12 protein-coding genes and 1 pseudogene are annotated in these 12,687 nt (G+C 65.2%); 5 read left to right on the forward strand and 8 right to left on the reverse strand.

Annotated features, from left to right (window positions below; translation table 11 throughout):
- Window positions 1-168: 168 nt before the first annotated feature.
- From ELR45_RS22825 to ELR45_RS22855, 7 genes are all read right to left on the reverse strand, one after another.
- Complete coding sequence (locus ELR45_RS22825; RefSeq protein ID WP_129668395.1) at window positions 169-1,245, reverse strand: DUF4192 domain-containing protein; 1,077 nt, start codon at window positions 1,243-1,245, stop codon at window positions 169-171.
- A 128-nt stretch (window positions 1,246-1,373) separates the two neighbouring features.
- A complete protein-coding gene (locus tag ELR45_RS22830; RefSeq protein ID WP_129668396.1) occupies window positions 1,374-2,795 on the reverse strand; it encodes a sulfatase family protein in 1,422 nt (473 codons plus the stop codon).
- Between the two features lie 211 nt (window positions 2,796-3,006).
- A complete protein-coding gene (locus ELR45_RS22835) occupies window positions 3,007-4,314 on the reverse strand; it encodes a sulfatase family protein (RefSeq protein ID WP_129668397.1) in 1,308 nt (435 codons plus the stop codon).
- Between the two features lie 10 nt (window positions 4,315-4,324).
- The gene (locus ELR45_RS22840) at window positions 4,325-5,143 is read right to left on the reverse strand and encodes a carbohydrate ABC transporter permease (RefSeq protein WP_129668398.1); all 819 of its coding nucleotides are present in this window, start codon (window positions 5,141-5,143) and stop codon (window positions 4,325-4,327) included.
- Window positions 5,140-6,081: a carbohydrate ABC transporter permease gene (locus ELR45_RS22845; protein ID WP_240760083.1), complete on the reverse strand. Its 942-nt coding sequence runs from the start codon at window positions 6,079-6,081 to the stop codon at window positions 5,140-5,142. Before ELR45_RS22845 ends, ELR45_RS22840 begins: the two co-directional genes overlap by 4 nt.
- Window positions 6,082-6,083: 2 nt before the next feature.
- Window positions 6,084-7,439, reverse strand: a complete 1,356-nt coding sequence (locus tag ELR45_RS22850) for an ABC transporter substrate-binding protein (protein WP_129668400.1) — start codon at window positions 7,437-7,439, stop codon at window positions 6,084-6,086.
- Window positions 7,440-7,633: 194 nt separating this feature from the next.
- Entirely contained in the window at window positions 7,634-8,650 is a 1,017-nt protein-coding gene (locus ELR45_RS22855; protein ID WP_165368024.1) for a LacI family DNA-binding transcriptional regulator, read from the reverse strand.
- Between the two features lie 165 nt (window positions 8,651-8,815).
- Here ELR45_RS22855 and ELR45_RS22860 point away from each other — a divergent pair, with 165 nt between their 5' ends.
- The 3 genes from ELR45_RS22860 (at window position 8,816) to ELR45_RS22870 (ending at window position 10,895) form a co-directional block, all read left to right on the forward strand.
- Entirely contained in the window at window positions 8,816-9,679 is an 864-nt protein-coding gene (locus tag ELR45_RS22860) for an HhH-GPD family protein (protein ID WP_129668402.1), read from the forward strand.
- A 70-nt stretch (window positions 9,680-9,749) separates the two neighbouring features.
- Window positions 9,750-10,232, forward strand: a complete 483-nt coding sequence (locus ELR45_RS22865; RefSeq protein WP_165368025.1) for a DUF2599 domain-containing protein — start codon at window positions 9,750-9,752, stop codon at window positions 10,230-10,232.
- 141 nt (window positions 10,233-10,373) lie between these two features.
- Complete coding sequence (locus ELR45_RS22870; RefSeq protein WP_129668404.1) at window positions 10,374-10,895, forward strand: hypothetical protein; 522 nt, start codon at window positions 10,374-10,376, stop codon at window positions 10,893-10,895.
- Window positions 10,896-10,972: 77 nt separating this feature from the next.
- Here the strand turns inward: ELR45_RS22870 and ELR45_RS22875 are convergent, their stop codons facing one another.
- Window positions 10,973-11,713: an HAD-IIA family hydrolase gene (locus ELR45_RS22875; RefSeq protein ID WP_129668476.1), complete on the reverse strand. Its 741-nt coding sequence runs from the start codon at window positions 11,711-11,713 to the stop codon at window positions 10,973-10,975.
- 253 nt (window positions 11,714-11,966) lie between these two features.
- Here ELR45_RS22875 and ELR45_RS38775 point away from each other — a divergent pair, with 253 nt between their 5' ends.
- Window positions 11,967-12,374: a hypothetical protein gene (locus ELR45_RS38775; protein ID WP_205857081.1), complete on the forward strand. Its 408-nt coding sequence runs from the start codon at window positions 11,967-11,969 to the stop codon at window positions 12,372-12,374.
- 120 nt (window positions 12,375-12,494) lie between these two features.
- Window positions 12,495-12,687: pseudogene (locus tag ELR45_RS35670) on the forward strand (hypothetical protein); the annotation flags it as partial.

A 12,687-nucleotide genomic window follows, 5' to 3' on the forward strand; every position in this document is an offset into this window, starting at 1 on the left:
GACCCCAGACACAGACACCGGTGATGGCGCTTCTCCCGCTGGCTCTTGCTCGCGTACGGCGTCCGGCGTCATAGGCAGATCTCCTCACAGTGGTGAGTCACCACGATATCGGCGGCCGTTCGGCCTGGCCGATCGGCCGTCACGTATGCCGTGCTTCGTCGTTTCCACTCAGGCAGCCACCGAGCTCCCGTCGCTGATGACGGCGCGACTGATGAGCTCACGCTGGACTCTTCGAGCCATCGCCCGAATCTCGCGTGGGTTGACCTGCGCATCCAGCAGTGCGTCAAGCAGACGTGCCATCTGGTACTCCGGCGCGCAGCGCAGCACACGTTCCAGGGCAACGGACGCGAGAGCTCCATGTCCTTGCTGGTAGCCCACCGCCGCGACGACGGTGCAGATGGCCGCGCACCCTTCATCAACGGCGTACTGTGCGAGGGCGATGAGAAAAGCAAGCACTTCTTCTCCGCGCTCGTCCAAACCCCACGTGATCAGGGCGTCGCGGACCCATTTGTCCTCAAGACCTGCCAACACACGGACGACGGCGGCATCGTCCAGGTCGCGTTCCCCGCTCAGGTACCTCTCCCGCATGGCGTTCAGGGCCGTCAACGTGTCCTGGCGCACAGCTCCGGCCCCTCGCCTGGTCAACTCGTCGACAAGCTGTTCACACGCTTCTTCGAACCGTTGACGGAGAACAACCACCCTCGGCGCGACGGGCCCTCCGACACTTTCAGCCAACGCCTCACGTCCGGGGAGCACGGCCACACCATGCAGCACACGTTGCGCTTCGAGGCCGTAGACATCGCCACCCGGCATGACGGGAATGGGCGTGCCCTCACTCGGACAGCACGGCTTGGAGCAGGTATAGGACCACCATCGGCCCCCTCGCACCAGCAGTGCGGCCTCCCATCCGATGTCCCGGAGAAACAGCTCGTCCAGCACCTGGTCGATCAGATGCCGCCTGGCAAGTTCACCACCTGTATCGGCATCCTCCGTGTAGCAGACGACGACGGTGGCATCGGCGTTCTCCCGGCCGATCCGGCTTGCCATCTCGACGGCGAATGCTTCGGCATCATCCGGGTGAGGGAGATCTACCCGCATGGCGAGGCCGGCGCGCCCCGCAGCACCGTGCAAGCAGACGACAACCAGGCTTTCACGCGCATGGAAGCCGAGCAGACCGGGTATGGCGCCGACGATCTCCGTAGGAGATTGGAGGCTTACGGTAGCTTGGTACTCGTTAGGTTTCATGGAGTTAGATTGTTCATGCTCCTGTTATCTCATGTACAGCGCCGGATGGCGATTGTGGATAAGTCTCGCAACTCCTGAGGCCCCTGTGGACAGCCCGTGGCCACCCCCAAAGGCTGAGCCCATGGCCTCTATTGCCGGGAAGGTCCGGGAAGTCTGAAGACATCCCCGGTACGGTCGATCCACACCCGCAGAGCGTCCTCAAGAGCCGCGCGTTTGGTGTGGAAGGCCGGGTCGTGGGCATGGTTGGCCTGCTCGTAGGGGTCCTCGGCGAGGTCGAACATCAGCCACGGCTGTCCCTCAAAGCACACGTACTTCCAGTTGTCCCGGCTGACGACACCCCGCCACGGCCGGTCGACGCTGCTGGGGTGACCGGTGGGTTCCGGCAGGCTCAGGTACGCGGTCTCTGGCACGTTTTCGGGCGCCGATGGACCGCCGGCTCCGTCGATGAGGCGGCTGTAGTCCGTACCCTCCATCTCATCCGGCACTGGTAGCCCACACAGCCCCAGTGAGGTCGGAGCGATGTCGACGTGGTTGATCGGCACGTCCGGCCGGTTAGCGTTCTGGTGCTCGCGACTGGGTCCGCCGACCACGAAGGGGATACGGACCGACTCCTCCCACGGCGCGGTCTTACGCCACTGCCCATGTGAACCGTGCAGGTCGCCGTGGTCGGAGAAGAACACAACATACGTGTCGTCGGCTAGTCCGAGGTCCACTAATGACGACCGGATCCGGCCGACGTTGGCGTCGATCTGCTCGATCCCGGCGTAGTAGCCTGCTAAATCGCGCTGCGCTCGCTCACGCAGGCGTGACACCTGGGGGACGTTCGGCCGCAGATCGATGTCACCAGGGCTATGCCTAGCCATGGCCTCCGCCGGAGCGGTGTACGGATTGTGCGGTGGCTGCATCGACAGCACGGCGAAGAACGGCTGCTCTGGCCGTTCGCGCGCCTGTTCACCGAGCCAATCCAGCATGATGTCGGTCAGCCCGTCGGCTTCGTAGCCAGGAACCCGGAACTGTTCCATGGAGTCCTTGGAACGCAGCACGTCGACGCCCTTCGGAGTCCGTCCCTGGTCCGTGTGGAGCAGACAGTCGAACGGACGGTTATTGTTCTCATACGCCCACCAGTCCTCGAACCCGCCGCGGCGCTTTCGAGGGATCATCCGGATCCGGTGATGCTGGTCTCCGTCTCCGTCCACCGCGTCGCCGAACTCGGCCCGGTCACCGTCCAGGTGCCACTTGCCGACGTAGCAGGTCCGGTACCCGGCGTCGCGGAAGGCGTGCGCGACGGTCGGTGTTCCGTCCGGCATCGGCACGCGATGACCGGTCACGCCGTTGTTGTGCGGATACTGCCCGGTCACCATCGCGCCGCGGAACGGGCAGCACAACGGGGAACCCGCCACCGCCCTCGTGAAGTTGGCCCCTTCGGCTGCCAACCGGTCGAGGTTCGGGGTGGACACGTTCGGATCGCCGGCATATCCGGTCGCCTGCGCCCGCATCTGGTCGGTCACCACCCAGATCACGTTCATCCGGCGTTGCGTTTCGTCGTGCATCCCGCCACTCCTTAACCGGCAGCCGAGGTGATCGGCTCATTGTCACTGATATCCGTTCTCACGCGTTCCAGCTCGTCCGGCAGTTCCTTGGTGATCTGGCGATAGCCGGGCTGGTTGTGCTCCCAGGTCCGGCAACGGAACCGCCGTCGGTGGACACAACGGCCTCGCCACACAAACGTGCTCAAGAAGCCGCCGGCGCGGCTGGTGCGGGTCACGAGGAGTGCCGCCGCGGGGTTGGCGGCGGCCCTACCGGCCCTTCCAGCAAGGGGTCGCGCAACTCCTTCATCGACCGCGCGAGTTCGTCGGCCAGCTCGTCCCGGATCTGTGCCCAGCCGGGATCGCCGGCCAGATTGACCTGCTCCCAAGGATCGGTATCGAGGACGTACAGTTCTTCATCGGCACGCGCGGACAGATGTGCGTTGCCCATACCTCTTCTGGTCAGGCTCTCTTCAAGATCCTTGCTCAGCATCAGTTGAGGACCGGAGACGAAGTTCCGGATGTACTTGTACCGCGCCATCCGTACGGCACGGATCGGGTCGTAGCGGTCGTGGTACGTCTTCTGCAGGAACAGTGCCCGCCCAGAATCCGACGACGCTCCGCGCAGCTCGGGCACGAGGCTGCGGCCCTCCAGGCCACCGGGCTGTGCGTGCTCACCGGCCGGCCCCGCGGGCTCTCCCGCACCGCCCAGTTCCAGCACAGTGGGCACTACGTCCAGGTGACTGACCAGTGACGACACTCGGCCCGGCGAGACATCCCAGGAGCGTGGCGGGCGCGCGATCATGGCCACTTTCACGCCCGGGTCATACAGGGTCCCCTTCGCACGCGGAAACGCAGCGCCGTGGTCAGTGGTGAAGAGCACCAGCGTGTTCTCCGGGTCGCCGTGCGCCTCGATCGCATCGAGAACCATCCCGACCGCCGAGTCGATCTGTTGGATCGATCCATACATCCCCGCGATCTCCTCACGGGTGTACTCGTTGTCCGGCAGGTACAGTGGCACGTCGACCTCGTCCAACGGGAACCGCCCGTAGTCTTCCGCCGGCCACGGGCGGTGCGCCTCCCACGTGCCGATAGTCACGAAGTACGGCGTGCCACTGCGGCCGTTCTCGGCGAACCACGCGGCCGCCTCCTCACCTACCTGCAATGCACGCGGCAGGAAACCGAGGCCGAGTACCTCGTCGAAGCCCAGCACGCACGGATCGGGGTCCTCGTGCTGCAATCCGATCAGTGCTGTGTGATACCCCCGGTCCCGCGCGAGCTCCGGGAGAGTCCGTACCCCATCGGCGTAGCGCCAGCCATGGTGGGTCAATCCCTGCAGGCCATTGCGGTGTGGAGACATCCCGGTGAACAACGCCGAGCGGGCCGGCGTACATAGCGGGGAGGCGGCGAACGCCGCGTCGAAGACTACCGCTTCGTCGGCCAGCGCCTGCAGGTTCGGCGTCGGCGCGTGCGGCGCGTCGTAACAGCTCAGCCACGTTCCCAGATCATGGCAGTGGATGAGGACAATGTGCGGACTCTGCATGCTTGTGCTATCAACCTTTCACTGCGCCGCGGGTCAATCCAGCGACGATCTGGCGGTTGGCGACGATGACCAGCAAGATGATCGGCACGGCGGTGATAGCGCCGACCGCGGCCATCGGGCCGAACTTGATCTCCTGAGGCTGGATGAGGGTGGCGATCCCGACTGTGATCGGCGCTTCGTCGCCGCCGGTGGTGAAGACCAAGCCCATCAGGAACTCGTTCCACACCTGGATCGCGGTGAAGATGCCGACCGCCGCGATGCCCGGCGCCGCCAGCGGCGCCATCACTCGGGCGAACGTCTTCATCTCACTCGCACCGTCCATCGCCGCTGACTCGCGCAGCTCCCCCGGAACGGTGTCGAAGTAGAACTTCATCATGATGGTGGCGAATGGAAGGTTGAACACGGTGTTCGCGAGTATCAGGCCCTGCAGATTGCCGAGTAGACCATACTCGGACATCACCACGTAGAGCCCGGGAACCAGCGTCATCGGCGGGATCAGCTGCAAGACCGCGGCCCCGGCTAGAACCCCCAGGGTCACCCGCTTGGACCAACCCAGATGACTCAGACTGTAAGCGGCGAACCCGCCGATGACCAGGCACAGCAGTGTCGCCCCGACCACGATCAGGACACTGTTGATCACCTGCTGTCCGTAGACGGCATCTGGTCCGAACAGTGACTGGAAGCTGTGCAGCGACGGCTCGAACCCCCAGTCCGGCGAGATGATCTGACGAGGCGTCTGAATCGAGATAACGATCATCCACGCCAACGGCACGATCGTGATCACCAGCGAGGCGATCAGCAGCAACTTGACGAGAGCTCGGCTGGTCATGTCGACCGCCCCTTCCGTGTGATCCGGCGCACGCCCAGAGCGACGGCGAAGACGGCCAGCACCAGCATGACCACGGTGACACTCAGTGCGGCGCCATACCCGAAGTTGAAGTCCTCGAAGAAGACATCGCGGATGTAGATGCTGATGACCGTCGTAGCGGTGCCAGGCCCACCGAAGGTCAACAAGTACATCTCGTCGAAGACCTTGACGCCCATGATGATGCGGATCACGGCCGCGCCGACGATCGCCGGCGTGAGGATCGGGAAGATGATCGAGCGCAGCGTCTGCCAGTACGTCGCGCCGTCGACCAGCGCGGCCTCCAGCACGCTCGAATCGATTGCCCGCAGCGCGGTGTAGACCAAGAGGAACACGATGGGCGTCCAGTGCCACACGTCGACCGCGATCACGCTGGCCATCGCACCGAACGGCTGCCCGAGCCAGCCTTGTTCAGGCAGGCCGAGCGAATCCAGGATCCGGTTCAACAAGCCGATCTGTGGGCTGAGGATCAACAGCCAGACGACGCTGACCACCACCGGAGCGACGATCGCCGGCCAGATCAGGATGTTCTGGGCCACCCGCTGCAGCCGCCCGGCCGCGCGGTCCACCACCAGCGCCAGCGCTATACCGAAGACCAGCGTCAGGACGACCGTCGCTACGATGAAGACGGCCGAATTCTTCAGCGACGTGAGAAACAGTTCGTCGCGGAAGACCCGGGAGAAGTTGTCGAACCCCGCGAACTCCCACAAGAACTGTCCCTGCTCTAGCCGCACCCTGCCGAGGGAGGTCTTGATCAGCTCGAAGACGGGGTACCCGACGAATGCGACGAGCAAGACCACAAGCGGCGCCACGGACAAGTACTTGAACCACGGCACGGGTCGGCTACGACGCCACGCTCCGCGGCGAGGCGGCGTGCGTACCCGAGTGGTCTCGGCCGTCATGGTCACGAATCCAGGCCTTCCTCCTCGACGATCTGGACCAGATCCTTCTCGATGGCGGCCAAAGCGTCCGGGACACTCATCGACTTGGCCACCGCCTGGCCGAGGTACCGCTCCGCCGCCTGCTCGGCTTGGGCCTGGAACGGGTAACGCATGGGGGCACGGATCAAGGTATCGGACTCGACCATCGCCACCAGCTCGGGACGTTCCCCCGCGACGTCGTCGCTGAGTACGTCGGTGCGGGTCGGCACGCCGCCATACCCAGTCCATGCCTGCATCGCCTCTTGGCCGGTGAGCCAGGCGATGAAGTCGTACGCCGCCCGGGCCCGTTCCTCTGGAAGGCCGGCGGGCACGCCGAGCGTCCACGTCCCCGAGACCGGCGTCTGGCCGGCCGGGCCGCCAGGTACGACGGCATATCCCAGGTTGCCCGCCGTCAGCGAGGCGTTCTCATCCTCCAGGGGCGCGGCGGCGGCCACCACCAGGCATGCCTGCAGGCACTCCCCGGACTGCATGACGGAGACGGCCTCGGCTTGCGCGACTGTCTGCGGTTCCGACGGACCGAGCTCAGCCAGCCGGACGAACATGTCCAGTGCTGCTTCCGCCTCGGGCGAAGTGATGGTAGGTGTCCAGTCTCCGTCGCCAGCGAACCAGTCGGCGCCGTAGGAGAAGAGAACAGACTGGAAGTCAAACGTGGGTGTCTTCCCACGCAGGACGTATCCTTGCTCGATTGCGCCGGCGTCCATCGCCTCCCGACCGTTAGCGACCACGTCTTCCCAGGTCTGCGGGACAGCCAGGCCCAACTCATCGTAGAGGTCCTTGCGGTAGACGAACAGCAGGATGTTCCCGTTCATCGGCAGCGCCATCACCTCACCGTCCGGGGAGGTTGTGCCCATTTCCGCGTCCCACTGTCCGACGCCGTCGAAGCTCATCAGACCGGCGTCCCAGCTGAGGTCTGGATCGATCTCGGCGAGCGGCTGAACCCAGCCGTTCGCGTAAAACTGTCCGACCGCGCCCTCGTTGAGCTGGAACACGTCGAACGCGTTGGACTGCTGTTGGATGGCGTTCGCCTGCTGGGTGCGCAAGCCGTCGAACGGGAAGGTCTTCAGGGTGACCTTGATGCCAGACTGTTCCTCGTAGTCTGAAACGATCTTGCGGTAACTCTCCAGCCAGGGCGTCTCGGCCGTCGGCACGATCAGTTCCGTCACCCCACCCCCGCCACCGCCCGAGCCGCCAGTGCCGAGGCTGCCGCCTCCATCGTCACCGCAGGCGGACAGCCCTCCGAGTACAGGCACCGACAGACCGGCGCCCGCCACCGTCCGGAGGAATCCACGCCGGTTCATCTTCGAACGTTCGGACGTCATCACGCCTCCCTTTAGATCGATCTAAATCGTCTGGACACTGCACCACAACGAAGCGTGACTGTCAACAGTAAGTAACACGATCGAGATCTGCCGGTCCGCCGTGTTCCCCGCAGCGGACGCGTCGTTAGCGTCCTGCGCAGGGCACTAACCTCATCTCACAGGACGCAAACGAAAGGCGAGCCCCTCGGGCCGGTTCAGCCCGGAGGCGAAACAGTGCAGCCACACGACTCGCGCACGACGAGTGACGGACGCAGCACGAGCGACTCGTCCGGCGCCGCACCGCGTGTTTCGATACGTTCGACCAGCATCCGCGCGGCCCGCCGGCCCATGGTGCGGGCGGCGACAGAGACCGATGTCAACGAAGGTGACCACGCCTGAGCATGCTCGATGTCGTCGTAACCGATGACCCTGCACGCCGAGCCGATCTCGACGTCGGCGTCGCGCAGCGCACGCATGAGACCGAACGCAATGGCATCGCTGTGGCAGATGACGGCCTCAGGGGGCGGATGCCGTTTCAGCAGCTTGCTCGCCAGCGCGTATCCCTCCGAGCTGCTGACTCTGGACGGAACCGTCCAGGTCAGCTCCGGTTCGAGCGTGTTCTCCTCCAACAGCGCCGCCATCCCCGCAACCCGGTCGATCCGGGCGACGCCGTGCTCCGGCCCACCGAAGTAGGCGATCTGCCGCGCACCGTGGTCCAGCAGGTGCTGGGTTGCTAGCCGTGCGCCGGCGTCGTCGTCCGGCCCGACGTAGCTCCCCTCAACTCCACGGATACGCCGGGTGGCCAGCATATGTGGCACGCCCATGTCGCGCAGCGGCGCGACGAAGTCGCTCTCACTGTCCACCGCGGCGACGATCAGCAGGCCATCGATCTGATGCTCCATCATCGACCGGATCAGAGTGTCCTGGTGAACGGGATCATCGAACGTGTTGGCCAGCAGCACGACGTAACCGGCGGGACGTAGCTCTTCTTCGACGCCTTCGGTCAGGTCGGCGAAGAACGGGTTAGCCAGCCCGGAGATGACCAGGCCGACCGTGTTCGTCCTGCGCATCCGCAAGCTGGCGGCGCCACGGTTGTACACGTAGCCCAGTGCTTCCACCGAGGCCAGCACGCGTTGCCGGGTATTCTCGGCCACCAGCGGGCTCTCCCGGAGCACCAGCGACGCCGTAGCTCTCGACACACTCGCGTGCGCGGCCACGTCCGTCAACGTCACCCGACGCCGCCGCGCACCAGACGTTGCCAATAGACCGATCCAATCCCTGCATCGCACTGCCTGACCAGCAAGGGTACGCGACTCCTGCCCACGGCGCACGCCGCCGAACCCCATATCCGGCGCGATGGTCTGCGCAGAGGGACGGTATGCCATCATCGACGCACCATGCATGATGCCGTGATCTCCTGGTATGCGACTCAATCCCGCGACCTGCCGTGGCGGGCACCGGACCGCACCCCGTGGGGTGTCCTGGTCAGCGAGATCATGCTGCAGCAGACTCCGGTCGCGCGGGTGGAGCCGGTGTGGCACCAGTGGATGCAGCGCTGGCCAGAGCCTGCCAACCTGGCAAAGGAAGAGCCCGGCGAGGCGATACGTGCCTGGGGCCGGCTCGGCTATCCGCGACGCGCGCTGCGGCTGCACGCGGCCGCCCAGACCATCGTCGACCGTCACCGTGGGATCGTGCCGTCGTCCTACGACGAGCTGATCGACCTGCCTGGCATCGGCGAGTACACCGCTGCCGCAGTGGCGTCGTTCGCGTTCGGCCAACGGCACGCCGTGCTGGACACCAACGTGCGGCGCGTCCTGGTCCGTGCCGTCGGCGGGGAGCAATACCCGCCGAACGCCGCGACCGTCGCGGAGCGCCGATTGGCCGAACAGCTGCTGCCCGAGGAAGGGGCACCGCTCTGGTCGGTCGCCGTGATGGAGCTCGGTGCACTGGTGTGCACGGCGCGTTCGCCCCGCTGCGCCGTGTGTCCGGTGGCGACCACCTGCGCATGGCGACTGGAGGGTTTCCCGGAGTACGACGGCCCGCCCCGCCGCGGTCAGGCATGGGCAGGCACCGACCGGCAGGTCCGTGGGCGGCTCATGGCGGTACTCCGCGAAGACCAAGGGCCGGTCCCGAAGGCCCGGCTCGACGCCGCATGGGCCGACAGCGTGCAGCGTGAGCGCGCGCTCGACGGCTTGGTCGCCGACGGGCTCGTGGAGCCACTCGACGACGCCCGCTACCGGCTGCCCGGCCGGTCCGGATGAAACGCCGCATGAGATTCTTCTCAGGGATGAATCGGAGGCCGGGATGCAGCGCACACTAGGACGAGCCCTCGTGAGCGGGCTGACCTTGCTGCTCGCCTCGGGGCTGCCACACGGTCTTGCCCACGGGGCGACGGGCCCGGCAGCGCGGCCAGACTCGGATGCGTCTCCCCACCAGATCAGCGCCAAGATCGTCTCATCGTCGGACCGTTCCGGAGATCCGCTCTCCGAGCTTGACGGGTCCACAGGGCAGGCGACGAGCGGCACCTACATCGACGAGGTCGGCTGGATCCCGGACCAGAACGGGCAGCGGCTGGCGGTATACCCCACGGACCACGGCCGCTATGAGGCGCCCGCCTCGGAATGGCCGGACGCCTGGGACGAGGTCGTGCGCATGGAGCCGGATGCCGACCACCCGCATATGCGGGACCAGTTCCGGTGCCATGTCGAGTTCGCCCGGATCGCCGAGGTGGACAAGCCGAGCTGGAACCTCGAGCTATGGCGTCCCGACGTCGGGTATCTCGCTACGGTGCTCGCATCGTGCAATCCCGAGTGAGCGTCTGCCCTCAGCACATGGTCGGTGTCGCGGGGAGGCCGCGATGGTCATGCTCGATCTTGCCGATAGATCAGAAACCGGTGGCTGACATCAGGTAACGTGCTCGGCGGCTTGTCTCAACGCACAGCAACAAGGACGGTAATGACTACTCTGAAACGCTTCGCCAGCCTCGCCGGTACCGCGGCCCTGACACTGTCCCTCACCGCCTGCGGTGGAGACGACAATGACTACTGCGGCTTGATCGAGGACGCCGAAGAGGAGTTCTCCGGCGCCTCTGACGCGGAGGCGGACCCGGACATGCTGCAGGACCTCTCGGACTCGTACCGGGAGATCGCAGACGCCGCCCCCAGCGAGATCGAAGGCGACTGGCGGACGGTCGCCGACGCCATGGAGAACTACGCCGAGGTCGACTGGTCCGACATGGAAGCTCTTGAAGAACTCGAGAATGACGAGGAGTTCACAGAACTCATGGACAGCAGCCAGGCGGCGTTCTCGAACATCGAGGCAAACGTGCAGGCAGAGTGCGACATCGACTTCACCGACGGCACCGAGTCAGGTGAGGTCGATCCGGACGATGGCGCGGAGCCCGACGACGGCACCGAGCCCGAGCAGGGCGCCGACGAGGGCACGGACGAGTCCGGAGAGACAGAGACGGACAGCTGAACGACACGACCGCTGCCGGCTACAGCTGACGGCGGTCCGCTCTAACAGCGGGCCGCGATCCGCCACCGTGCGGGCCGTTAAACCAGCTCGATGAGATCCGCAACCGATTCGACGACGTGATTCGGCCGGTACGGGTAACGCTCGATCTCTTCGCGCCGGGTGGACCCTGTCAACACAAGCCATGTGGTCAAGCCGGCTTCTATCCCGGCCACGACATCGGTGTCCATCCGGTCCCCGACCATGGCCGTCGTCTCCGAGTGTGCCTCGATACGGTTCAAAGCGCTGCGGAACATCATCGGGTTCGGCTTGCCGACGTAATAGGGTTCCAGCCGAGTGGCGCGGCTGATCAAGGCCGCCACCGCCCCGGTCGCCGGCAGCGGGCCCTCTTGGGACGGACCGGTGGCATCCGGGTTGGTGCAGATGAACCGTGCGCCGCCGTCGATCAGCCGAATCGCCCTTGTGATCGCCTCGAACGAATAGGTCCGCGTCTCGCCGAGCACCACATAGTCCGGTTTCGTGTCCGTCATGACGTAGCCGATCTCGTGCAGCGCCGTCGTCAAGCCGGCCTCACCGATCACATAGGCACTGCCACGTGGATGCTGATCGGCCAGGAACTGCGCTGTAGCGAGCGCTGAGGTCCAGATCGATTCCTCAGGTATGTCCAGGCCGGTGGCGGCCAGCCGCGCGGCCAGGTCACGCGGGGTGAAGATCGAGTTGTTCGTCAGGACCAGGAACCGCCGCTCGCGCGCGACCAATCGCTGAAGGAACTCCGCCGCCCCCGGGATCGCCTGCCCCTCATGGACCAGAACGCCGTCCATGTCCGTCAGCCAGCACTCAATCTCGTGTTCGCTCACCAACGCCACTTTACGTGGTGTGGTGACGTATTGCGGAATCGCTCGTGAACATCAGGTCACATTCGCGACGTCGTCACAGCCCTCAAGCACAGCGACAGGATGCGTACCCGGATCGTCGTCGTCACCTGAAACCATTCGACGCAAGGCAGCGTCTTATACAGTGCCGGTGATACCAACAACTGATATGAACAACACGACAATCCGACATGGGATGATCATGACAACCCTGAGGCAAAGCATCATGCTCGCCGGCGGCACCGTCCTGGCGCTGGCCCTCACCGCCTGCGGCGACGACGAAAGCGCCGCTGGCGGCGACTATTGCGACCTCATCCAAGAGATGGACGAGAGCGACAGCCTGTCTTCCGGCGACATGCAGGACGGGGCCACCGACGTGTTCCACGACATCGCCGACGCCGCTCCTGATGACATCGCCGATGACTGGCAAACGGTGATCGAATGGGCAGAAGCGTTCTCCGAGGTCGACATCGACGCCGACGACCCTGAGTCGTTAGCGGAGGTCCAGAACGACGAGGAGCTCACACAGCTCAGAGCAGACGCGGAACCCGCGCTCGTCAACGTCACTCAGCACATGGAAACTGAGTGTGACATCAGTCTCACCGAATGACCGCAGGCGCCGCGAACCCGCGGTTCACCCCATGTCAGGGCTCCGTCTGACGACCGTCCAAGGCGTCATGTAAGGTGCTCTGCGGCCTGCTCACAACAACCAGAATGACAAGGGACACGTATGACCACGTTTAAGCGATTCGCTGCTATTGCCGGCACCGCCGTGCTGGCTCTCCCGCTCGCTGCCTGCGGAGGTGACGAGGACTACTGCGAGCTGGTCGAGGATATGCGCGACGAGTTCACCGCTTTTGAGGAGGCACCCACCGGCGACGACATGGATAATGCGCTCGACACGTTCCGGGACATCGCCGATG

This window comes from Phytoactinopolyspora endophytica (assembly GCF_004138495.1).
GTDB classification, from domain to species: Bacteria; Actinomycetota; Actinomycetes; order Jiangellales; family Jiangellaceae; genus Phytoactinopolyspora; species Phytoactinopolyspora endophytica.

Excerpts from the sequence above, each read along its gene's own strand:
- ELR45_RS22875 (WP_129668476.1), bottom strand. The coding sequence starts at position 11,713 with ATGGACGGCGTTCTGGTCCATGAGGGGCAGGCGATCCCGGGGGCGGCG.
- ELR45_RS22845 (WP_240760083.1), bottom strand. The coding sequence starts at position 6,081 with ATGACGGCCGAGACCACTCGGGTACGCACGCCGCCTCGCCGCGGAGCG.
- ELR45_RS22840 (WP_129668398.1), bottom strand. The coding sequence starts at position 5,143 with ATGACCAGCCGAGCTCTCGTCAAGTTGCTGCTGATCGCCTCGCTGGTG.
- ELR45_RS22830 (WP_129668396.1), bottom strand. The coding sequence starts at position 2,795 with ATGCACGACGAAACGCAACGCCGGATGAACGTGATCTGGGTGGTGACC.
- ELR45_RS38775 (WP_205857081.1), top strand. The coding sequence starts at position 11,967 with ATGACAACCCTGAGGCAAAGCATCATGCTCGCCGGCGGCACCGTCCTG.
- ELR45_RS22860 (WP_129668402.1), top strand. The coding sequence starts at position 8,816 with ATGCATGATGCCGTGATCTCCTGGTATGCGACTCAATCCCGCGACCTG.
- ELR45_RS22835 (WP_129668397.1), bottom strand. The coding sequence starts at position 4,314 with ATGCAGAGTCCGCACATTGTCCTCATCCACTGCCATGATCTGGGAACG.
- ELR45_RS22850 (WP_129668400.1), bottom strand. The coding sequence starts at position 7,439 with ATGACGTCCGAACGTTCGAAGATGAACCGGCGTGGATTCCTCCGGACG.
- ELR45_RS22870 (WP_129668404.1), top strand. The coding sequence starts at position 10,374 with ATGACTACTCTGAAACGCTTCGCCAGCCTCGCCGGTACCGCGGCCCTG.
- ELR45_RS22825 (WP_129668395.1), bottom strand. The coding sequence starts at position 1,245 with ATGAAACCTAACGAGTACCAAGCTACCGTAAGCCTCCAATCTCCTACG.